General features: G+C 43.2%; 17 protein-coding genes and 2 pseudogenes. 11 read left to right on the top strand and 8 right to left on the bottom strand.

The annotated features are described in order from the left end of the window. Positions 1-3: 3 nt before the first annotated feature. On the bottom strand, positions 4-2,505 hold the full coding sequence (locus DK423_RS06520) for a class I adenylate cyclase (RefSeq protein ID WP_005559491.1): 2,502 nt from the start codon (positions 2,503-2,505) through the stop codon (positions 4-6). 155 nt (positions 2,506-2,660) lie between these two features. Here DK423_RS06520 and hemC point away from each other — a divergent pair, with 155 nt between their 5' ends. From hemC to DK423_RS06500, 4 genes and pseudogenes are all read left to right on the top strand, one after another. Further along, a complete protein-coding gene (gene hemC / locus DK423_RS06515; RefSeq protein ID WP_061885965.1) occupies positions 2,661-3,587 on the top strand; it encodes a hydroxymethylbilane synthase in 927 nt (308 codons plus the stop codon). A gap of 12 nt (positions 3,588-3,599) precedes the next feature. Continuing rightward, entirely contained in the window at positions 3,600-4,346 is a 747-nt protein-coding gene (locus DK423_RS06510; RefSeq protein ID WP_005559495.1) for a uroporphyrinogen-III synthase, read from the top strand. 27 nt (positions 4,347-4,373) lie between these two features. Beyond that, the gene (locus tag DK423_RS06505) at positions 4,374-5,759 is read left to right on the top strand and encodes a uroporphyrinogen-III C-methyltransferase (RefSeq protein ID WP_109043927.1); all 1,386 of its coding nucleotides are present in this window, start codon (positions 4,374-4,376) and stop codon (positions 5,757-5,759) included. Positions 5,760-5,771: 12 nt separating this feature from the next. Next, positions 5,772-7,053, top strand: a pseudogene (locus DK423_RS06500) (heme biosynthesis HemY N-terminal domain-containing protein). Between the two features lie 41 nt (positions 7,054-7,094). Here the strand turns inward: DK423_RS06500 and DK423_RS06495 are convergent. After that, positions 7,095-7,832, bottom strand: a complete 738-nt coding sequence (locus DK423_RS06495; protein ID WP_005559500.1) for a 7-cyano-7-deazaguanine/7-aminomethyl-7-deazaguanine transporter — start codon at positions 7,830-7,832, stop codon at positions 7,095-7,097. A 260-nt stretch (positions 7,833-8,092) separates the two neighbouring features. Here DK423_RS06495 and DK423_RS06490 point away from each other — a divergent pair, with 260 nt between their 5' ends. From DK423_RS06490 to DK423_RS06480, 3 genes are all read left to right on the top strand, one after another. After that, the gene (locus tag DK423_RS06490) at positions 8,093-8,374 is read left to right on the top strand and encodes a hypothetical protein (protein WP_005540529.1); all 282 of its coding nucleotides are present in this window, start codon (positions 8,093-8,095) and stop codon (positions 8,372-8,374) included. A 185-nt stretch (positions 8,375-8,559) separates the two neighbouring features. Continuing rightward, the gene (locus tag DK423_RS06485; RefSeq protein WP_005559502.1) at positions 8,560-9,147 is read left to right on the top strand and encodes a sigma-70 family RNA polymerase sigma factor; all 588 of its coding nucleotides are present in this window, start codon (positions 8,560-8,562) and stop codon (positions 9,145-9,147) included. Positions 9,148-9,161: 14 nt separating this feature from the next. Continuing rightward, positions 9,162-9,353: a zf-HC2 domain-containing protein gene (locus DK423_RS06480; RefSeq protein ID WP_005578025.1), complete on the top strand. Its 192-nt coding sequence runs from the start codon at positions 9,162-9,164 to the stop codon at positions 9,351-9,353. A gap of 82 nt (positions 9,354-9,435) precedes the next feature. Here the strand turns inward: DK423_RS06480 and greB are convergent, their stop codons facing one another. Beyond that, the gene (gene greB, locus DK423_RS06475) at positions 9,436-9,918 is read right to left on the bottom strand and encodes a transcription elongation factor GreB (RefSeq protein WP_005559504.1); all 483 of its coding nucleotides are present in this window, start codon (positions 9,916-9,918) and stop codon (positions 9,436-9,438) included. A gap of 129 nt (positions 9,919-10,047) precedes the next feature. Here greB and DK423_RS06470 point away from each other — a divergent pair. Beyond that, positions 10,048-10,323: pseudogene (locus DK423_RS06470) on the top strand (S1 RNA-binding domain-containing protein); the annotation flags it as partial. Between the two features lie 334 nt (positions 10,324-10,657). On the opposite strand, the gene DK423_RS06465 reads toward DK423_RS06470, so the two are convergent. Beyond that, positions 10,658-11,257 (bottom strand): histidine phosphatase family protein, encoded by a 600-nt coding sequence (locus DK423_RS06465; RefSeq protein WP_005559511.1) that lies wholly within the window; start codon positions 11,255-11,257, stop codon positions 10,658-10,660. Between the two features lie 11 nt (positions 11,258-11,268). Next, on the bottom strand, positions 11,269-12,738 hold the full coding sequence (locus tag DK423_RS06460; protein ID WP_005559513.1) for an SLC13 family permease: 1,470 nt from the start codon (positions 12,736-12,738) through the stop codon (positions 11,269-11,271). A gap of 109 nt (positions 12,739-12,847) precedes the next feature. On the opposite strand from DK423_RS06460, the gene DK423_RS06455 reads away from it, so the two are divergent. Both DK423_RS06455 and DK423_RS06450 read left to right on the top strand, forming a co-directional pair. Beyond that, entirely contained in the window at positions 12,848-13,735 is an 888-nt protein-coding gene (locus DK423_RS06455) for a LysR family transcriptional regulator (protein WP_005559515.1), read from the top strand. Positions 13,736-13,952: 217 nt separating this feature from the next. Then, positions 13,953-16,268, top strand: coding sequence for a Tex family protein (locus tag DK423_RS06450; protein ID WP_005559517.1), 2,316 nt, complete (start codon positions 13,953-13,955; stop codon positions 16,266-16,268). 50 nt (positions 16,269-16,318) lie between these two features. Here DK423_RS06450 and DK423_RS06445 read toward each other — a convergent pair whose 3' ends face one another. The 3 genes from DK423_RS06445 to DK423_RS06435 are packed head-to-tail and all read right to left on the bottom strand — an operon-like array spanning position 16,319 to position 20,313. Beyond that, positions 16,319-17,776, bottom strand: a complete 1,458-nt coding sequence (locus DK423_RS06445; RefSeq protein WP_061886774.1) for an FGGY-family carbohydrate kinase — start codon at positions 17,774-17,776, stop codon at positions 16,319-16,321. A gap of 5 nt (positions 17,777-17,781) precedes the next feature. Further along, complete coding sequence (locus tag DK423_RS06440; RefSeq protein ID WP_005559521.1) at positions 17,782-18,810, bottom strand: ABC transporter permease; 1,029 nt, start codon at positions 18,808-18,810, stop codon at positions 17,782-17,784. Positions 18,811-18,825: 15 nt separating this feature from the next. Further along, positions 18,826-20,313, bottom strand: coding sequence for a sugar ABC transporter ATP-binding protein (locus DK423_RS06435; protein WP_005559524.1), 1,488 nt, complete (start codon positions 20,311-20,313; stop codon positions 18,826-18,828). A gap of 162 nt (positions 20,314-20,475) precedes the next feature. Here DK423_RS06435 and DK423_RS06430 point away from each other — a divergent pair, with 162 nt between their 5' ends. Beyond that, on the top strand, positions 20,476-21,417 hold the full coding sequence (locus tag DK423_RS06430; RefSeq protein WP_005559526.1) for a sugar ABC transporter substrate-binding protein: 942 nt from the start codon (positions 20,476-20,478) through the stop codon (positions 21,415-21,417). Positions 21,418-21,530 lie beyond the last annotated feature (113 nt).

Here is a 21,530-nt window from a genome sequence, read left to right as displayed (position 1 = left end):
CCTTTAGGATAAAGCCAAGCGACTATGGAATGGAACGATGGTCGCGCCTTCTTTGGTCGTGACGAGTTGATAAAATTGCGGATAGTTAAAATCACGTTGCACGATTTTATACGGATTCTCATTTTCATCCAAGCCGGATAACTGATAAATTCGGTTTATCTCATGAATTTTTTTCTCTTTCGTGCCGTCGCAGTTGCGATAAATTTCAATTCGATTCAGTTCGTCGAGAATGTACACGTTAAAGCTGCCGTTCGCATTATCTTCAAAGAAAAATTGCAGGAAGCCTTCGCTGGCGAACATATCGATTTCGTGCGGGTATTTGTGCGGTTTGGCGATTTTCGGCTCCGTCGCTTTGACTTTGGCATTAAGTGCGGCGTCTAATTGGTGCGTTTTGCCGATGTCCGCATTATGAATTTCCTGCAAGCTGATACCGCGTTCTTCAAAGAAGAATTGCCAGTTTTTGCCGGCAACGCGTAACAGATTATTTTTCGGCGGTTCGGCGGTTCCCACTTGAATGCTGATACATTTATTAATCAGGGTGGTCACGATGCGACGCAAGGCGTGGCGGTAATAACGGCTGTAACAGAAGACTTGAACCTGTTGCGGCAACGGCGCGCCACGATAGATTTTGTTGGAAAGCACTTTCAACGCCAGCAAAATCGCATTTGCCCCTTCAAAGTGTAACGTGCGGATTTCATTCCACACATTGCGATAAGTGAGATCAATGCTGCCCACCAAACTTTCTTCATTCGGTCCGAAACTGAATAAATCACTGGATTGAATGCTGGATTTGACTTCCGTTAAATGGCGAGTCGGATCCTGCGTTAAATTGACGATGACTGCCAGATTACGAATTTCACAAGGATGGCTCAACTCGGAATTATTGGCGAATTGACTTTCCAGCGAGAAGGCTAAACGTAAATCGGTGACGTATTGGCGTAAGGTTTTCAAATCCACGTTTTCACTGGCAATGAACAATTCGGTGTTGGCGGTCAGCAAACGATTGAAGTACGCCCATGCCACCAATTTATTCAGGCTTTCATTATATTCCGTGTAACGCGGTCGGCTAAAACCTTGCACCGTCGGCGTTTGATTGACGAGATACCAGCCGTCTTTAAAGCGGCGGTTATTTTTTACTTCAATGAAGGTCAGGTATTTTTCCGACAAATCCACCGCCAGTTGCGGGTTGAGCAAGGTCACTTTGCCCGGCAGCTCTTCAAACGCGGTATAAAGCTTGCGGGTTAAGATGCTCATATCCTGCGGCATAATGCTGGCATTGACCTGATGTTTGCGGGCAAAATTCACCAAATTACGATAACTTAACATCAGGAATTTAATCAAATCGTTATGTACTTTGGTGGTTTGTTTGATTTTCCATTGGGCACGGTGATTTAAGTGTTCCAGCTGACCGCACTTCCAACCCCACTGCTGGGTGAGCTTGAGTAATTTATCCAGACGCCAGTTGCTTTGTTCCGGTTCCACTTCATTTTCGTGGACTTTAATGTAAAAACAACAACGCACGAAATCCAAGCGCTTGAATTCCTTTTGCTGGGTTAAATAGGTGGTTACCCGTTGCAACATGGCAAGATAAGCGTCAAATTTGTGTTCAACTTTGCGCTGATTGCTCAGCAGCGCCTGTTTAAATTCGCGGGAAATTAAGAAGGTGTTCGGATAATCGTGTGAATAGGCTTCCAACAATAAAATTTTGAGCAGGGATTTATACGGATAATCGATCCCTTTGTACAGCTGCCAGAGGCTGGCGCCGAAATATTCGTTTGCCGATAAGCTGCCCAGCCCGCCGAAATCCACCCAATCATTTAAATCCAGCTCGCCATTTTGTGCCAGGCGCTCGATTTCCGCCTCGTAATCCGCTTCGTTTTCAACGGCTAAATGTAGCCATAACAAGGGTTTACCTGCAAGGCGAATAGCGGAGCGATAAAATTCATCAAGCAGCAACATATATTGAGCCGAACCGCAGTTTTCAATGCCGACGGGTTCTGTATCGCGGAAGCAGCGGAAGCGTTTTTGATCCATTAAATAGAAGTTGATTTCCACATGAAAACGTTTTGCCCATTGTTGAATCAATTCGATTTTTTGTTGTAATAATTGGCGCGCTTGCGGGCTCAAATCCTCCCGATGGCAAAGCCAAATGTCCAAATCGGAAAAAGGCGTTTGCGCAATGGAGGCGATACTGCCCATCACATATACGCCGAGAATCACCCGTTCGCGAAAAGTGCGGTGGGATTTTAAAATGTTTTTTATGCTGTCAGGGGAAAAATTATGTTTGAGATAATTCTGCTGAAATTTATTGGCAACAAAATGCACAATACCGCACGGCGCATCGGCAATGTAGCCGGGCAAATCGGGGTGATTAAAATGGAGCAACAGCGGAATCAGACGGAATACTTGTTGAAAGGATTCAGGCGTATCGGATAGGGCGCGCTGGATGCGAAGTCTATCTAAATAATCCACGCGTTTTCTGGCTTTATTGAGATCAAGCTTCAAGTAATATCCTAACCTGTGACAACGGTAATACTGAGTTGGCGCTTACTCTACCATCGGAATGCCGCGAAAGCAAAAAAATTAAATGGAAACTGACATTCTTGGCTAACAATGATAGGATAAGTGCTTATTATATCATTAAGAAATATTTCATTAGCATGACGCAAAAAAACTTAAAAATTGCAACCCGCCAAAGTCCCTTGGCATTATGGCAGGCGAATTATGTGAAAGACCGCTTACGGCAGTTATATCCTGATCTGAATGTGGAACTTGTCCCGATGGTTACGAAAGGCGATGTGATTTTGGATTCGCCCTTGGCGAAGATCGGTGGTAAGGGTTTATTTGTGAAAGAACTGGAAAACGCGTTGCTGAATAAAGAGGCGGATATTGCCGTACATTCCATGAAAGATGTGCCCATGCAATTTCCCGAGGGGCTTGGGTTAGCGGTCATTTGCAAACGGGAAGATCCGCGTGATGCATTCGTTTCAAATTCTTACCGCACTTTAGCGGAATTGCCGCAAGGTGCCGTGGTCGGCACTTCCAGTTTGCGTCGTCAATGTCAGTTAAAAACATTACGTCCCGATTTAGATATTCGTTCATTGCGGGGCAACGTGGGCACGCGTTTGAGCAAATTGGATAACGGCGGCTATGATGCCATTATTTTGGCTTCTGCTGGCTTGATCCGCTTGGGCTTGGTATCGCGTATCGCTTCTTTTATTAATGTGGAACAATCTCTGCCTGCAGCCGGACAAGGCGCGGTGGGCATTGAATGTCGGACAGACGATGTTGCGGTTCAGCAATTACTGGCACCGCTGGCGGATGCGGAAACTACCTCTTGCGTGCTGGCGGAACGCGCCATGAACAATCGCTTACAAGGCGGCTGCCAAGTGCCTATCGGCGGTTATGCGGTGTTGCGCGACGGCGAATTGTATTTACGCGCCTTAGTGGGCAGCGTGGACGGTTCAATAATTATTTGCGCGGAAGGCAAAAGTGCGGTGGAAAATGCCGACATTTTGGGTGTGCAAATTGCCGAACAGCTGCTGGCGCAGGGGGCGGATAAAATTTTGCAGGACATTTACGCGTAAGGAAGAAATCGTATGGCAGTTTTGGTTACCCGCCCCGATGAACGCGGTCAGCAACTGGTGGATATGTTGGCAAAAGCCGGCGTTGTCGCCATTCATTTGCCGTTATTTCGTATTGAAAGCGGTGCGGAACTGAACGAATTGCCGAATAAATTTGCGCAGCTGAAAAATGGCGATTATGTTTTTGCGGTGTCAAAAAGTGCGGTGGATTCTGCCTTTAAAACCTTAACGGCGACGGGGTTTGTGTGGCGCCGCGATTTGCATTATTTTACCGTCGGGCAAGGTACGGCACAGTATTTTGCCGCCATGACGGAAATGCCCGTGCATTATCCTACCGCGCAGGAAAACAGCGAAGGACTGTTGCAATTAAGCGCCATGCAGGATCTGTCCGACAAAACCGTATTAATTTTGCGTGGCAACGGCGGGCGTGAATTATTTGCCGAACAGGCGCAACAGCGTGGGGCGAATGTGGAAATTGTCGAATGTTATCGACGTGAACCTATCGTTTATAATAACGCCGAACAAACCAGTATTTGCAAGCGCGCGGGCATTCAAACCATCGTGGCGACCAGTGCCGAAATCCTCACCCAATTAGTGGATTTTGTGCCGCAAAATGAACATAATTGGTTAAAAAGTTGTCAACTTATTACAGTAAGCGAACGAATCGCCCATTTAGCGGAAGCCTTAGGCTGGCAAAATGTGGTGATTTCTCCGCGTGCGGACAATCAAACTTTATTACAAACCTTATTACAATGTCGTTAAACAACACTTTTTTTATAGGTAACAAATATGGCTAACAAGAAATCCAATCATCCGAAAAACAATGCGGAAATTGAACATAAAATTGATGTCAGCGATGATCTTGATTTAGCGACACAAGATACCACGCCTAATGAACACGTTGAAACAAATGCAGAGGATAAGACAGAAACGATGCAACAAAATGAAGAAAAAATCACGCCATCAGAGCAAAAACCGATCGTGCATGAAACCGTTGTGGTGAAGAAAACCGGTTCCTCGTTAGGCTTGCTGGCACTTTTAATTGCGTTGGGTTTAGGTGGTGCGGGCTATTATTTCGGTCAGCTGCAGGTTGACGAAATACAGCAAAAACTGACCGCACTTGAAAGCCAATTGCAACAAAAAGGCACTTCTGCAGATGTCGCCGGCATACCGGATTTTAGTGCGGAAAAAAATCAGCTGGCGAAATTAACGGAATTTTCCCAAGTGGCAAGCGATCAAATCAGCGCCTTGAATCAGAATTTGTCCACCAAAGAACAAAGCCTGTCGGCATTACAACAGCAGGTGCAACGTTTGTCCAATCAAGCCAAAGCGGAGCAGCCGAATGATTGGTTGCTGACCGAAGCAGACTTTCTGTTAAATAACGCCCTGCGTAAATTGGTGTTGGATAACGACGTGGATACCAGCGTGTCCCTGCTGAAAGTTGCCGATGAAACCCTTTCCAAAGTCGCTATGCCACAAGTGGCGCAGGTACGTAGCGCCATTAACGCGGATTTAAAACAATTATTGTCCCTGAACAATGTGGACCAAAATGCCATCATGCAGAATTTATCCCAGTTAGCCAATAACGTGGATGAGCTGACCGTGCTGGATGTGAATTTTGATGAGGATCCGAACAGCGATAAATTGACGGACTCTTTGGACGATTGGAAGGAAAATGCAGAAAAAAGTGCGGTCAGTTTTTTAAATCATTTTATTCGTATCACGCCGAAGAAAGCGGACAATAAAGCGTTGTTAGCGCCGAATCAGGATATTTATTTACGCGAAAACATTCGTTTACGTTTGCAAATCGCCATTTTAGCCGTACCACGTCAGCAGGATGATTTATATAAACAATCCCTGGAAACCGTAGCTTCCTGGATTCGCACCTATTTTGATACCAACACCGAAGTGGCGCAAAATTTCCTGAAAACCCTTGATGAGCTGGCGGAACAGTCCATTTATGTGGATGTGCCGACCCAATTAAGCAGCTTGAATGCGTTGGATAAATTGTTGGATAAACAACCGCAGGAAGTCCAAAAAATCACCCTTTCCGTGGATAAAGATTTAACCAACGCCGATGACAAACCGGCAGCCGAGAAACCTGCTAATGAAAATGAAGCGGGTTCCGCGCCGGCAAATGAAGCAAACCAAGATACCCATCAAGGGCAACAATAGGAGAAATAGATTATGGTCAGAGTGCTATTTTTAATGTTGTTGCTGTTGGCGGGCTTAATTGCCGGTCCGTATTTATCGGGTAAACAAGGCTATGTGCGCATTGAAACCGCAAGCCAGATTATCGAAATGTCTATTACCACGCTGGTGATTTTCTTTGTGATTGCGCTGGCGTTGGTGTACAGCATTGAGGTGGCGATCAGTCGCTTTTTCCGTTTGAGCAATAACACTTACAGCTGGTTTTCCCGTCGTAAACGGGCGAAAGCGCAAAAACAAACGCTGGAAGGCTTAATGCGCATGGATGAAGGCGATTATTCCAAAGCGGAAAAACTCATCGGCAAAAATGCCAAACATTCCGATGAACCGGTGTTGAATTTCATTAAAGCGGCGGAAGCGGCGCAGCAACGGGGCGATGAATTCAGTGCGAATCGTTATTTAATCGAAGCCACGGAAATCGCCGGTTCCGACAGTTTGATTCTGGAAATTGCGCGCACCCGCATTTTGTTGCAACAACATAAATTACCTGCGGCACGTAGCTGCGTGGACAGTCTGTTGTTGATGGAAGGGCGCAATAAGGAAGTCTTAAAACTGGCGGTGGATATTTATTTGAAATCCAAAGCCTATCAGGCGTTAGATAACATCTTGGAACAGGTGGAAAAATCCGGTTTGTACTCGGCAGAAGGCTTTGTTCAGTTACAACATCGGGTGGAAGACGGTTTGCTGGATGAAAAAATGAACGAAGAAGGCGTGGACGGTTTGTTGGATTGGTGGGATGAGCAACCGCGTAAACGCCGTAACGATGTTTATGTTAAACTGGCGCTCATCAGCCGTTTAATTGATGCCAACGATCATGAATCCGCTTATGAACTCATGTTGGAGTTGGTGAAAAAACTGGACGATGAAAACAGCCCGTTAAATCAAGCGCTTTTCAAACAAATTAGCCGTTTGCAGCCGGAAGATAATACGAAATTAATTAAATTTATCAGCAAATGGTTAAAAGGCGCTAATCCGTCGGTGCAATGCGGCGCCAACCGCGCTTTAGGTTATCTGTATGTACGCAACAATGATTTTGCCAAAGCCAATGAGGTGTTTAAGGCGTTAATTGCGAATAAAGATAAACTGGAACCGGCGGACATTACCATGGCGTCTTATGTCTTTGAACAGGTGGGCGACACGACAGCGGCAGCGCAGTTACGTAAGGAAGGGTTGCAGTCCATGATAGCCACCCCGCAAACCGCAGGCGGCAGAAGAAAAAACACCTGAAAAAGAGACCGCACTTATTGCTCAAAAAGACTAATCTCTCCCAATAAAAATGCCCTTAATCATCAGGGCATTTTGTTATCCGTTCGCTTCTTCGATTTTTCCGTCAAATTCCGTTTGCACGGCTGCCGTTAGGGTTTGAATCTTACGTAAAATCATGTTTAACACCACGCCGTAAGCGGGCACAAACAACAATAACCCGATGAACAATTTAAACAAATAATCCACGAAACCGATTTCCATCCAATGTTCCGCCATAAAGGGATCGCTGCTGGCGTAGAACGCGATGGCAAAGAATAAATAGGTATCCGCCATAGAGCCGAACACCATAGAACTGGTCGGCGCAATCCACCAGGTTTTCAGTTGGCGTAAGCGATTGAACACCAACACATCCAATAACTGCCCGAACACATAGGCGCAGAAACTTGCCAGCGCGATACGGAACACGAATAAGTTGAACGTAGTTAATGCCTGCCAACCCTGGTATTGGCTGTCTGAAAATAATGTGGAAACCACATAGCTGATAATTAACGCCGGAATCATCACCACGAAAATAATCCAGCGCGCTTCTTTGGCGCCGAACACGCGAACGGTTAAATCGGTTGCCAGGAAAATAAACGGGAAAGTCAGCGTGCCCCACGTGCTGTGAAACATGAAATTTTCCTGTGCGCCGAAGAACGTCAACGGCACATACACTTCAAAAGGAATCTGCACGAGATAGTTACTGGCGGCGATGATAAAAATGTGGAAGAAACTGAGCAGAACCAATGCCCGACGTTTTTGTTGATCGTTAAAGATCGAAAATGAATATGTCATTTGAAATTACCTTTTTAGTTTAAATTGGGGTTAGGGAACCCAGTTCGTGATTTCGCAAAAAATGTATCTGAGAGGCATTGTAACATAGTCGGGTAAAATTATTTTCTCCCTTTCAATAAAAAACTTAAAAAATTTAAAATTTTTTGTAAGAAAATCAGAAGTAACTCCGTCTAATGCACATACGTGAAAATCGTAAAGTTTTTACGTACAAAACACTTTTCTATAAATAACAAATCTCACAATCTCTAAAGGAGTTTATTATGAAAAAAACAGCATTATTCGCTACATTAGCAGGTGTATTCACTATGGCAATGGCGACTCAAGCTTCAGCTGAAATGAAAGCAATGGACCATAAAATGGAACAAGGTATGGAACATAAAATGGAGCATACTATGAAAGATGATAAAGCTATGATGGACCATAAAATGGATAAAACCATGAAGGATGGTAAAATGATGGATCATAAAAAAGACAAAATGATGAAAGACGGTAAGTCCATGGACCATAAAATGGACAAGGAAATGAAAGATCACAAAATGTAATTTTCACTCCAAGTCATTATAAATAATCACTTATTTTGGACTTGTGGTGAACAAGTCCTTTTTTCGCAAAAATCTTAGCCTGCTGCTGAATTTAATTATTTATTTTTAAGATATTATAGGTGCATTGTATTATATGATGGTAGAATACTTTCTTTTCTACTCATTAAAATAAAATGGACTCAACAATGCAATTTTCTTTTCAACACATTTCATCTCAAGAAATTGAGGATATTCGCCGGCAAATGCTGAAATTTGCCACTTTACAGTTAAGGGACGAAGATTTAGCGGAAGATGTCGTGCAGGAAACCTTAGTGAAAGCGTATCAGCATGCGACCTCATTTAAAGGGGCTTCTGCACTGAAAACCTGGTTTTTTGCTATTTTGAAGAATCAAATCATTGATTTGATTAATTACCGTAAACGTACGGTGAATGTGTCAGAAATTTATGATGGCGAGGATGAGGCAGATGAGCCCAATGCCTTTTTTGATCAGAGCGGTCACTGGGATCGCAGCCATTTTTCCCCACAAACCTGGCACGAACCTGATAATCAGGTACATAAACGGGAATTTTGGGTTGTTTTTGAAGCTTGTTTGGAGCATTTGCCGGCACAACAAGCCCGCGTATTTATGATGCGCGAGTATTTTGAAATGAAAAGTGAACAGATTTGCGAGGAATGTGATTTATCCGTCTCCAATCTGCATGTTTTACTTTATCGCGCACGCTTACAGTTGCAAGCCTGCCTGTCTAATAATTGGTTTGATGAAAAGAAATAAAGTGGGAAAACATCATGAAGTGTAAACAGGTTACTAAGTTAATTTCCGATGGTCAGGAAAAACCGCTTTCCTTGTTGCAACACAGTCAGGTTTATATGCATTTGGCTATTTGTCCATACTGTCGTGCTTTTGCTCGAAATTGCGCCAGAATGCACGATATGATGCACGAATTTGCCGAACAACCGGATAATGAGAAGGCTCGGTAATATTAGATATCCTAAAAGTGCGGTGAGAAATTTATGTGTTTTTTCGATCGCACTTTTCATCTATTGAAAAGCAATTCTAACGCTATGCGTTTTTTTCATACCAAATTCGATTCACACATAGCCAAATTTTGCCGGCAGGCGTGTCCACCGTAATTTTGTCATCTTCCTGCTTGCCGATTAACGCGCGTGCTACCGGTGAATCAATGGAAATCCAGTTATTTGCCGGATTAAATTCATCACAGCCGACAATGCGATATTCTTTTACCTCACCGCTCTCATTTTCCAGTTCCACCCATGCGCCGAAAAACACTTTGCCTTCCTGTTTCGGGGAATAATCCACAATTTGCAATACTTCCAGACGCTTGGTCAGAAAGCGTACGCGGCGATCGATTTCCCGTAAGCGTCGTTTACCGTAAATATATTCTGCATTTTCGCTGCGATCGCCTAATGCTGCCGCGTCGGAGACGGCTTGCGTCACCTGCGGGCGTTCTTCTTTCCATAAAAATTTCAATTCCCGATCAAGCATGTTCCAGCCTTGTCGGGTGATGTAATTTGACTTTGCCATAATAATGTCCTCAGCTGCTGCAAAATTATATCGAAAAAGGCTTAAACATTTGAACCTATTGTCCAAAACAGTATTCTATGCTTGTTTTTTCATTACTAAGAAGTATATATCATTCTGGGTGACCAACAAGTGCGGGGCATTTTTAAAGAATTGGAAAAACCGGGACGTAACCCACGCGGTGAATTTAAAACTGCAACCCTCGCTGATAGCGTAGAAGAGATTGCCGACTTAAGAGCGGTAACTAACGTCACCAATTTCGGCGCCGCCGTGGACATCGGTGTTTGCTAAGACGGTTTGGTGCATATTCCTTGCTTAAGTGAATTCGTGGAAGATCCGCGCCAAGTGGTGAAAACCGGTGATGTGGTCAAAGTGAAAGTGCCGGAAGTGAATGCCATTCGCCACCGGTACCAATAATTGCAATATTTATGCTTTGAACGTATTTCCGCCAGAAAAGTAAAAGCTCCATTAAATAATTTAGCGTTTATTCTGCCATTTTTGGGGCAAATCGCTAATGTTTTTTTCGAGAAAGGGCTGAAACATAAAATAAAAAGCTGGCAAGAACGGGGAAGACTCTCCGGCAAAGGCTGTAGCCTATCTTTTTGAATTTATAAATGAAGAATACAATTATTTCACCAATAGAGCTAAATTTAAAAGTGCAGCACATAAAATTCTATTCAACGTTATAAATGATCAATGCCTGTTTGTAAAAAGTATTTTACTTTTAAATTGCTTTAGCTTATTAATCTGCCACATTGATTTCCGGCGCAAAACTTCCTAGATTATAGGCTTCTAACTTGATGGGATGATTTGGCGTTATGTCAAAAATAGTAAGTGTTCCCTGGGTTACCGGTAATAGATGCTTGGTTGATAAAGAAATTAATCTTTCGCAGGCAGCACGAACTACACCGCTATGTACGATGGCTAAGATGTCTCCATCAGATTTATTTGTCCACTGAAAAAGTGCGGTTGAAATTCGATGACAAAAATCTTGCCAGTTTTCACCACCTCTAGGTGTGTAGTTACCGTTTCTCCAGTCTTGGTAAAGGATGGGGTTTTCTTGCATAATCTCGTCTTTTTTTCGCCCTTCCCATTCACCCATGGCAAGTTCGCGCAAATGGCTATCCGGTGTGGCATTGGGAAAACCGATAAGTTCAGCAGTTTGCTTGGCGCGTTCCAAATCGGAGCAAATAACTTGTTTTAGGGAAAATTTTTCGATTAAAGGTTTAATCGCTTTTGCTTGAGCAATACCTTTTTCCGAAAGTGGGGAATTTAGGTGTCCTTGTAGACGGTGTTCTTTATTCCATAAAGTTTCACCATGTCTTAATAAAATTAAACGCATTTTATTTTTCCTTATAAACCGTATCCGAGTAATTGGAACCATGTAAAGGTTGCCAGGCAGATCATGCAGGCACTAATGAAACAGGTGATTAAGCCATACTTCATCTGATCTAATACACTGAAATAGCCGGTAGCAAAATAAATGGTATTTACCTTAGAATGTGGCGGTAAGGTTATAGTGTAGGTAAGAGTAAATGATGCTGAGAGTGCGAGTGTCACCGGATTTATCCCTAAAGATTGGGCCAATGCGATAATAGATGGAATTAGAATCGTAGTTCGCACGGTTTTACTGGTGAAGATCAGGTGACTATACATACAAATAAAAATGACAGCGACATAGACGAAGGTATGATTCATGCTCTCTAAACCCAATCCATGAACAATTTTATCCATAATCCATTGAGCACCTTTGGTTGACTCAAGCGTATTTCCTGCGGCGTAAGCACCGGCAGCAAATAGCATTAAATCCCATTTGATTTTTGCTTCATTCCAGGTTAGTAATCCAATTTTAGGCATTAAGCACAGTACGGCTGCAATAACGGCAGTCATATATACACTGATTTTGAAACCAAATAAGATTTTTTGATAATCTTCTGTTGCCCATAACACTACGGTGAGCAAGAAGATTACCATGGCTTTCTTCTCATCTAAGGTGAATTTACCCAGTTTTTTGAATTCCGCCTGTAAGAGCCCCAATGCCTCAATGAATTGTGTTTCCTTTTTAATAGAAAATAATTTAAAGCCTACCATGAAAGAAATCATCATGGATATAAAGGCAATAGGGAAGGAGGCAATTACCCAGTCAATATAACCGATATCGCCGTTTGCTTGGCTATTGATAAAACCAACAGCAATAATGTTGGCAGCAGTACCTGTCATCACACCCGATGTAGCAATCGCATCGGCCTGTACACCTTGTAACATCATTAATCGTCCAAAATTGCTTTCGCCTGGCATGGCTTTGTAAATTTCTAAAAGAATTAAGCAAATAGGAACCATTAATGAGGCTCGTGCTGTTGTTGAAGGAACAAAGAAAACAAGTATAAAATTAATTAATACGAGCACAAATAAGGCTTTTTTCGGTGTTTGTCCAAAATGAGTAATCATCCAAAGCGCAAAACGGCGGGCAATATTCGATTTGATCATAGCTGAGGTGAGAACAAATGCCGATACCATTAACCAAATCACATCATAGCCTAATGTGGCAAAAACAAGTTTATCTTTTTCCACAGTTTGGGTGAGTGATAATAAGATGATGACAATCATTGAGGTCAAATAAATGGGAATAGAACCACACACCCACAAAATCAAGGCGCTAGCAAAAATTGCAATGGATTTTTGCCCCTGAATGGCTAGCCCCTCCGGGGTAGGCATCCACATTAAAAGTAGTAAGATGACAAGCGCCAGAGGAATACCTAATTGTTTGAGAAGCTTATTCTTTTCTTTACTCTCTATTGGGGTAGTCTGAATAGCTTTGTTCATAACCTATAGCTCCTTATAATGATCTGTCAATGCCGATTATAGTGATTTCATTTCATGACGAATAATTGTATTATCCTATAGGGATCATAAAATAATTTAATGGAATTATATGAATATAAACCAATTAAAGACATTTATTGTGCTTGCCGATTGTTTGAGTGTGACTGAAACATCGAAGCGTTTGTTTTGTACACAACCTGCGGTGAGTATAAAAATCCGCAAATTGGAAGAGGCCCTAAATACTGTACTTTTTGAGCGGATCAACAACCGCTTATATCTAACAGAACAAGGTAAAATTTTTTATAGTTATGTGGAACAGATAATTAGCACCTTAGAAATGTCAGTGGAGCACCTACATCAATATGATGATCCTAATTATGGCAAGATTATTATCGGCGCAAGCCATTTTGTCGGTGTTTATTTGTTACCGCAGGTTATTGCAGAGTATCGAAAATTATCACCGAATGTAGAACTTCGTCTTGAAATTCTTTCTTCCCAACAGCTGATTCAGGGGCTGGAGAATCATTCCATTGACTTTATTATTATGTCCGACCAAATTTATTTTGATCCGCAAAAATATGATGTTAATCGTTTTTTGTCTGATGAACTGATTTTGATTGTTCCTCCTGATCATGTGTTGGCCGCACATGAATCTTGTTGTTTTGAGCAACTTTGTGACGAATTATTTATCATTAAACCGAAGAATTCCCAAACCCGAAAATTTCTTTTACAACAATTTTCAAAAGATCAGATTTCTATGCTTAAATTTATGGAAATTAATAGTTTAGAAGGTATTAAACGTTGTGTAATGAATGGATTAGGGGTTTCCATTATTTCTCGATTTTCCGTTGAAAACGAACTGAAAATGGGTATGTTGAAGACTGTGGAATTAGACGGTTTTCAATTTAAACGTGGGATAAATTATATTTACCATAAAGAAAAACGTCTTTCATCGGCAATTGGGCGATTTATTGGACTGTTGAACATACTTAAATAATCCGTGATATGAAAAAGTGCGGTTAATTTGCGATTAATTTTGTTAAGTATGAAAATTTTAACGATCCCATTTTCTGAATTGAGTGGTTTTAGAACGAAATCATTATTCTATTGTCACACTGAATTAGCAATGCGGAGGTGGTAAAACAAACATTTGAGCCTCTTGTCCAAAAACAGTATGCTATGCCCGTTTTTTTCATTACTAAGAAGTACATATCATGTTAAACCAACAAATCAGCCGACTTATTGCGCAGGAATTGAATGTGCGTGATAACAAAATTCTCGCCGCCATTCAACTGTTAGACGATGGCAACACCATTCCATTTATCGCCCGTTACCGTAAAGAAGCCACCGGCGGGCTGGACGACACCCAATTGCGTCATTTTGAAACCCGTTTAATTTATTTGCGTGAACTGGAAGAACGCCGCCAGACCATTTTAAAATCCATTGAGGAGCAAGGCAAGTTAACGGACGAGCTGCGCGAGAAAATCCAAGCTACGCAAAGCAAAACCGAGTTGGAAGATTTATATTTGCCGTTTAAACCAAAACTTCGTACCAAAGGACAAATCGCCATTGAAGCCGGGCTTGAGCCGTTGGCGGACTTACTTTGGAACGAGCCGAAAGCCGATCCGGAATCGGCGGCAAAGGAATTCATTAATGCGGAGAAAGGCGTTGCCGACAGCAAAGCGGCACTGGACGGCACCCGTTACATTTTAATGGAACGTTTCGCCGAGGACGCCGGCTTACTAGCGAAAGTGCGTGATTACTTAAGTAAGAATGCGCTGTTGGTTTCCAGAGTCATTGAAGGCAAGGAGACGGAAGGGGCGAAATTCCAGGATTATTTCGACCATCAGGAATTGTTCAAAAATGTGCCTTCACACCGTGCGCTGGCAATGTTCCGTGGGCGTAACGAAGGGATTTTGCAGCTAAGTTTAAATGCCGATCCTGACGCGGAAGAAGGCAGCCGTCAAAGTTATTGTGAAGAGATTATTCGCGATTATCTCGGCGTACGTTTCAGCGGACAGCCGGCAGACAAATGGCGTAAGCAGGTGATCGCCTGGACATGGAAAATCAAGGTGGCATTGCATTTAGAAACGGAGCTCATGGCAACCTTGCGTGAGAAAGCGGAAGAGGAAGCCATTGACGTTTTTGCCCGAAATCTGACCGCACTTTTGATGGCGGCACCGGCAGGGGCGAAAAATACCATGGGGCTGGACCCGGGCTTGCGCACCGGCGTGAAAGTGGCGGTGGTGGATAACACTGGTAAATTATTGGCAACGGACACCATTTATCCACACACAGGGCAGATGGAGCGCGCCATGTTGTCCATTTTCCAATTAATTAAGCAACATAATGTGGAATTAATCGCCATCGGTAACGGCACCGCTTCCCGTGAGACGGAGCGTTTTGCCAAAGACGTGATTAAAGAAATTAAAGAGAATAAACCGCAAACGGTGGTGGTGAATGAAGCGGGCGCTTCCGTGTATTCCGCTTCCGAACTGGCGGCGCAGGAATTCCCGGAATTGGACGTGTCGTTGCGTGGTGCGGTATCAATCGCCCGCCGTTTGCAGGACCCGTTGGCGGAGTTGGTAAAAATCGAACCGAAAGCCATTGGTGTAGGGCAATATCAACATGATGTGAATCAAAGCCAATTAGCCCGCAAATTGGACGCGGTGGTAGAAGATTGTGTGAATGCCGTGGGCGTGGATTTGAATACTGCTTCCGTGCCGTTGTTGGCGCGCGTGGCGGGAATGACCAAAACCATTGCGCAAAATATTGTGGCGTATCGTGATGAAAACGGGCGTTTCGACAGCCGCGAACAATTGAAAAAAGTGCCGCGTTTGGGGCCGAAAGCCTTTGAACAATGCGCCGGCTTTATGCGCATTGCGGCAGGCGATAATCCATTGGATGCCTCAGGCGTGCACCCGGAAGCTTATCCTGTCGTAGAAAAAATCTTGCAGGCGACGGAGCAATCCATTCAGGATTTAATGGGCAATGCTGGTTTGGTGCGTCAGCTTGATGCGAAACAGTTCACCGATGAACAATTCGGGCTGCCGACGGTGCAGGACATTTTTAAAGAATTGGAAAAACCGGGGCGTGACCCGCGCGGTGAATTTAAAACCGCGACTTTCGCCGATGGTGTGGAAGAGATTACCGACTTAAAAGCGGGCATGATTTTAGAAGGGACAGTAACTAACGTCACCAATTTCGGCGCCTTTGTGGACATTGGTGTTCACCAAGACGGTTTGGTGCATATTTCTTCCTTAAGTGATAAATTCGTGGAAGATCCGCACCAAGTGGTGAAAACCGGCGATGTGGTCAAAGTGAAAGTGTTGGAAGTGGATGTCGCGCGTCGCCGTATTGCGTTGACTATGCGCCTGGATGAAAGTGCGGTGAAAAACGACGGCAAATCTGACCGCACTTTATCGGCAAAACCGCGCGCTAACGGTTCCCGCCAAGAACGTAATAACCCAAAATCCAATAACGCCATGGGTAACGCATTTGCCGACGCGTTGAAGAATTGGAAGCGGTAAGGATATGCCCGAAGCATCCTGAGAATAATTGAAATGTTGTTGATCGCACTTTATGCCATTTCGCTTAGTAGGCTAACCAGCTTGCAATATTGCTGATATTTCTGTTGATATGCGTCGAAATAAGCGGGATTAGGACGAATAATTTTTAACTGTTGATTCCGTTTTAAAGCGGATGCTTCGTGACTGATTCCTTCCGCGGCCATTAAAGCCGCGCCTAAGCAGCCGACTTCTTCCGTTTGCAGTACTTCCAGCGTTTTTCCGCTGAAATCTGCCAACATTTGTAACCAAACAGGTGATTTTACCGGGCCGCCTGTTACGCGCAATCGTTGTACGTGAGGAAAACGTTGATACATCCAGGCTAAATGTGTCATGAGGCTGAATAATACGCCTTCATATACCGCTTGCAGTAAATGTGCCAAAGTGTGATGGGCTTGCATGCCATAGAATCCGGCAGTCATGCCCAATTTGGCATTGGTTCCGTATAAAAATGGGATGAAAATGACCGCACTTTGTGCCGGCGGTAATGCTTCTACTATTTGATTTGTCTGATGATAAGTTAAATTCCATTGCTTGATGAACCACTCCAGATTACCGGCAGAAGTCGGACTTGCTTCCTGAATCAAGAAGGTATTTTGTTCGACATAACGTCCGTGGGCGAATGGTAGGGTTTGGCTTTCATCAATCGTATGGGTAATTCCTGTAACAATTGACCAAGTGCCTAACAGCACGTTTAATTTGGTTTCGTCATTATCATCTGTCAAACATAAGGTCATTGCTGTGACATCAAATACACCGCCGACTACCGCCGTTCCAACTGCCAAACCGCATTGGTGAGCCGCTTGTTGCGTGACATAGCCTGCAATTTGATTCGGTTTTACAATGGGCGGTAGTTTATCTATGATTTCTTCAATGCCTAGCAATCGAGCCAATTCGGGTTCATAATTTCCTATTGCCATATTGTATAAATTACTTTCCGAAATATTACTCTCTTCGCAATACAATTCACCGGTTAAACAAAAGCGCAGGTAATCGTGCGACATGAGTAACTTATTGATCGCATAATAACGTTGCGGTTGGTTTTCTTTCAACCAGCGTAAAATAGAAACAGGATGACCTGTCCATAATCCTTGATGGGAAAGTGGATAAACTTTCTTTTCCAACCCTTCTTGCTGCCAGCGTTTAACAATGGGTTGCGAGCGTTGATCGGAAGACAGAATTGCCCGTCCTAGCGGTTTATTTTCTTTGTCCAGTAAAAAAGCGCCTTTGCCTTGGGCGGAAATGCCGACGCTTTTAATAAAGTGCGGTTCAATTTTGCTGTGTTTTATGGTAGCGCGAATAACATTGGCGCATGCCCGCCAGAGCTCGTCCATATCCCGTTCGGCATAGCCCGCCTGCTCGCTTATTACACTGAGGCTTTCTCTTTCGCAGGCGTGGATTCTTCCCGTTTGATCAAAAAGCGCGGCTTTGATAAAAGTACCTCCGCAGTCAATGCCTAAATAATAATGCATACTCGTTACTCTCTGAAGAAAATACGTCTTAAACGACCGATGGAAACTTCTCCGCGGCGCAACTGGTCAAGAAATACGGCAAGAATGATAACCAGACCGATAATCAAACGTTGCAGATATGAGGTGACGTTCAGAAGCGTTAGTCCGTTTTGCAGCACGCCCATAATCAGCGCGCCAATGGAAGTGCTGATCACCGAACCGACGCCGCCCATCAAACTGGTTCCACCGATTACCGTTGCAGCAATGGCATCCAGTTCATAGCCTGTTCCGGCGATAGGTTGTGCAGCATTTAACCGCCCTACCAGAATTACCGCTCCGATCGCCGCCAGCGCACCGTTAATCACGTAGGTCTTAATTTCCAGTTTATTCACGTTAATGCCGGATAATCTCACCGCTTCACGATTACCGCCAAGTGCATAAACCTGCCGTCCAAAAACGGTTTGGGTTAAGATGTAAAAGCTGATTAATACGACGATTAAAGCAATGATTACCGGTATCGGAATACCAAAGCCATCCGTTATATTCAATCGCCCGTTACCAAAAAAACGTAATGCCTCGGGAAAATTATAGATGGTTTTACCGTTAGACAGCGTGAGTGCCAGCCCTCGTGCAATTCCCATCATGCCTAATGTAGTAATAAACGAAGTAACCTTGCCGTAAACGATAATCACACCGTTTACATACCCGCATAAGGCTCCGACTCCGATGGAGCCAAGCACGGATACCATCACAACGATCGAAAGCATAAGTTCCGTCGGATTTTCACCTAAAAGAGCTACTCCCCAATGGGTGAATAATCCCAAACAAACAGCGCTCAATGCGACGATAGAGCCTACCGATAAGTCAATACCGCCGGTTAGAATGACGTAAGTCATACCGACGGAGATCACGCAAATGACGGATACTTGTAATAGGATATTAAAAATATTGTTAGTCGATAAAAAGGCTTCCGATGTGAAAGACATCCCTAAAATCATGAACAATAAAACTAACCCGATTCCTAATTTGGAGATTATTTTTTTCAATGAAAACATAGTGTCATCCTTATTCTAAATACCTATCATCAGGCGCATTAAATTTTCTTCCGTAATTTCGGTGCGATTGGCGATTTCTTTTATCTTTTCACCGTTACGCATTACTACGACGCGATCGGAGATGGTGATTAATTCCGGTAAATCCGACGATACCATCACGATGGTGCCACCGCTTTCGGTAAATTGGCGCATTAAATCATAAATTTCCGATTTTGCTCCGATATCAATGCCGCGAGTCGGTTCATCAAAAAATAAAATATCCACTTCGCTTTCCAACCAGCGAGCCAGAATCACTTTCTGCTGATTGCCGCCGGATAAGGTTTTAGTTTGCTGTTCCTGATCGTGAGAAACGATATGGAGTTTGGTTCTGTTTTCTTCAGCGACTCTCCGTTCTTGTTTTTTATCCAGATAAAATTTACGCCAAAAGCGTTTTAAAATCGGTAGTGTGATATTTTCCCGAATACTCATACCAAGTACCAAACCTTGAGATTTTCGGTCTTCGGTAATTAACCCGATTTTATGCTTTACCGCATCTTCAGGAGAATTGATTTTTACTTCTTTCCCGTCGATATAAATTTTGCCACCGGCCTCGTCCGCACCATAAATCGCTCTCAGTACTTCGGTTCGTCCCGCTCCGACAAGTCCGGCAAAGCCTAGTATTTCTCCTTTGTTTACACTGAAAGAAATCGGTTTAATATATTTGCTGTGCAAATTTTCCACCCGTAATTTTTCCTCGTTAAAGGAACCTGTACGCAGGTATCTACTGAAATCAATTTTACGTCCGACCATCAAACGTACGATTTCTTCCGGCGACGTATCCTGATAGCGCATCGTTCCCGTAATTCGTCCATCTCTTAAAACGGTAACGCGATCAGCAATATATTTGAATTCCTCCAGACGATGTGAAATATAAATCATCGCCACGCCTTTCGTTTTTAGCTGATGAATAATGTTAAACAATACCTCGGTATTTTTGCGAGAAATGGATGATGTCGGTTCGTCAAAAATAATGATCTTATATTCGCTGAATACCGCTTTAGCGATTTCTACCATTTGTTGCTGAGCGATAGATAAATCGGAAATTAAATCGTCCGGCTTTATATCCAGTTCCAGTTCGTTAATGATATGTTGCGTTTTTTCCCGCATAGCCGTCCAGTTCATACGCCCGAAAGCGGAGGTTTTCTCTAAACCCAGAAAGATATTTTCCAGTACGGTTAATTTGGGGACTAGCATCAATTCCTGATGAATAAACCCGATGCCCGCCTCCTGCGCCTGTTTGACGGTGTCCGGCGAATATTTTCGGCCTAAATAAAACATTTCGCCGTCATCACAATGATAAATACCGGCAATAATCTTGCACAAAGTGGATTTTCCGGCACCGTTTTCACCAATCAGGCAAAGTACCTCACCTTGACGAATATCCAAATGAATGTCGTCTAGTACGGTCACACCAAAAAAACGCTTGGATATATTTTTTAATTCTAAAATTGTATTTTCACTCATTTAACCTCCGTCGTTTCAGCTAAATAGTAGTTCATAGAATAGATTATTTTTTATGCAAAAAATGGGAGAAAGTTCACAGTTTTCAACATTGAATCTCAGTAAACTAAAGCGGTTTCAAGTCAAGAAACAAATTATTCAGTCTTAAATCAGGGAGTGTGTTATATGAAATTAAAGTTATTAAAAAACATATTCAAAATCAGTGCATTGCTTGCTGCACTACCAACGCTTGCGGTAGCGGCGGATAAACCGCAGATTGCATTATTAATGAAAACACTAAGCAACGAATATTTTATTTCAATGCAACAAGGGGCAGAGGAAGCCGCCAAACAGAAAAATGTTGATTTAATTATTCAGGTGGCCGAGAAAGAAGATTCTACGGAACAATTGGTGGGCTTGGTCGAAAATATGATAGCAAAAAAAGTCGACGCCATTATTGTGACGCCGAATGATTCTATCGCCTTCATCCCGGCGTTCCAAAAAGCACAAAAAGCAGGGATTCCTATTATTGATCTGGATGTTCGTCTTGATGCAAAAGCTGCTGAAGCCGCGGGGCTGAAATTTAATTATGTGGGCGTAGATAATTTTAACGGTGGCTATCTGGAAGCGAAAAACCTGGCCGAAGCGTTGGGTGGAAAAGGTAACGTTGCGGTTTTGGAAGGTATCCCGGGCGTTGATAACGGTGAACAACGCAAAGGCGGTGCATTAAAAGCCTTTGCTGAATATCCGGAGATTAAAATCGTGGCGTCGCAATCGGCGAATTGGGAAACCGAGCAAGCGCTTAATGTAACTACTAATATTTTAACCGCTAATCCAAATATTAATGGTATTTTTGCCGCTAACGATAATATGGCAATCGGTGCGGTTACCGCTGTGGAAAACGCCGGTTTGGTTGGCAAAGTGCTGGTTACCGGCTATGACGGTATTCCGCTTGCCATTGAATATGTAAAACAAGGTAAAATGCAAAATACTATTGATCAGCTACCGAAAAAACAGGTAGCTATTGCTATTGAGCATGCGTTAAAACAAATCAATAAACAGGAGATTCCGGCTGTTTATTATGTGGATCCGGTCGTCGTAGATAAAGAACAATCTAAAAATTACTGAGTTGATACCAAACAAAAAGGCGCACCTTTCGATACGCCTTTTCAGTTTTATTTTGGTTTGTCTTATCAATTATTTGATAATTTTAGCTACCACGCCGGCGCCTACCGTACGGC

This window comes from Aggregatibacter actinomycetemcomitans, assembly GCF_003130205.1.
In the GTDB taxonomy this organism is placed as follows: Bacteria; Pseudomonadota; Gammaproteobacteria; order Enterobacterales; family Pasteurellaceae; genus Aggregatibacter; species Aggregatibacter actinomycetemcomitans_A.
This window is presented reverse-complemented; position numbering and strand designations above follow the sequence as displayed.

Coding starts and splice junctions, on each gene's coding strand:
- DK423_RS06505 (WP_109043927.1), top strand. CDS start 4,374: ATGGCTAACAAGAAATCCAATCATCCGAAAAACAATGCGGAAATTGAA.
- DK423_RS06455 (WP_005559515.1), top strand. CDS start 12,848: ATGAATATAAACCAATTAAAGACATTTATTGTGCTTGCCGATTGTTTG.
- DK423_RS06485 (WP_005559502.1), top strand. CDS start 8,560: ATGCAATTTTCTTTTCAACACATTTCATCTCAAGAAATTGAGGATATT.
- greB (WP_005559504.1), bottom strand. CDS start 9,918: ATGGCAAAGTCAAATTACATCACCCGACAAGGCTGGAACATGCTTGAT.
- hemC (WP_061885965.1), top strand. CDS start 2,661: ATGACGCAAAAAAACTTAAAAATTGCAACCCGCCAAAGTCCCTTGGCA.
- DK423_RS06435 (WP_005559524.1), bottom strand. CDS start 20,313: ATGAGTGAAAATACAATTTTAGAATTAAAAAATATATCCAAGCGTTTT.
- DK423_RS06465 (WP_005559511.1), bottom strand. CDS start 11,257: ATGCGTTTAATTTTATTAAGACATGGTGAAACTTTATGGAATAAAGAA.
- DK423_RS06445 (WP_061886774.1), bottom strand. CDS start 17,776: ATGCATTATTATTTAGGCATTGACTGCGGAGGTACTTTTATCAAAGCC.
- DK423_RS06510 (WP_005559495.1), top strand. CDS start 3,600: ATGGCAGTTTTGGTTACCCGCCCCGATGAACGCGGTCAGCAACTGGTG.
- DK423_RS06490 (WP_005540529.1), top strand. CDS start 8,093: ATGAAAAAAACAGCATTATTCGCTACATTAGCAGGTGTATTCACTATG.
- DK423_RS06495 (WP_005559500.1), bottom strand. CDS start 7,832: ATGACATATTCATTTTCGATCTTTAACGATCAACAAAAACGTCGGGCA.
- DK423_RS06440 (WP_005559521.1), bottom strand. CDS start 18,810: ATGTTTTCATTGAAAAAAATAATCTCCAAATTAGGAATCGGGTTAGTT.
- DK423_RS06480 (WP_005578025.1), top strand. CDS start 9,162: ATGAAGTGTAAACAGGTTACTAAGTTAATTTCCGATGGTCAGGAAAAA.
- DK423_RS06450 (WP_005559517.1), top strand. CDS start 13,953: ATGTTAAACCAACAAATCAGCCGACTTATTGCGCAGGAATTGAATGTG.
- DK423_RS06430 (WP_005559526.1), top strand. CDS start 20,476: ATGAAATTAAAGTTATTAAAAAACATATTCAAAATCAGTGCATTGCTT.
- DK423_RS06460 (WP_005559513.1), bottom strand. CDS start 12,738: ATGAACAAAGCTATTCAGACTACCCCAATAGAGAGTAAAGAAAAGAAT.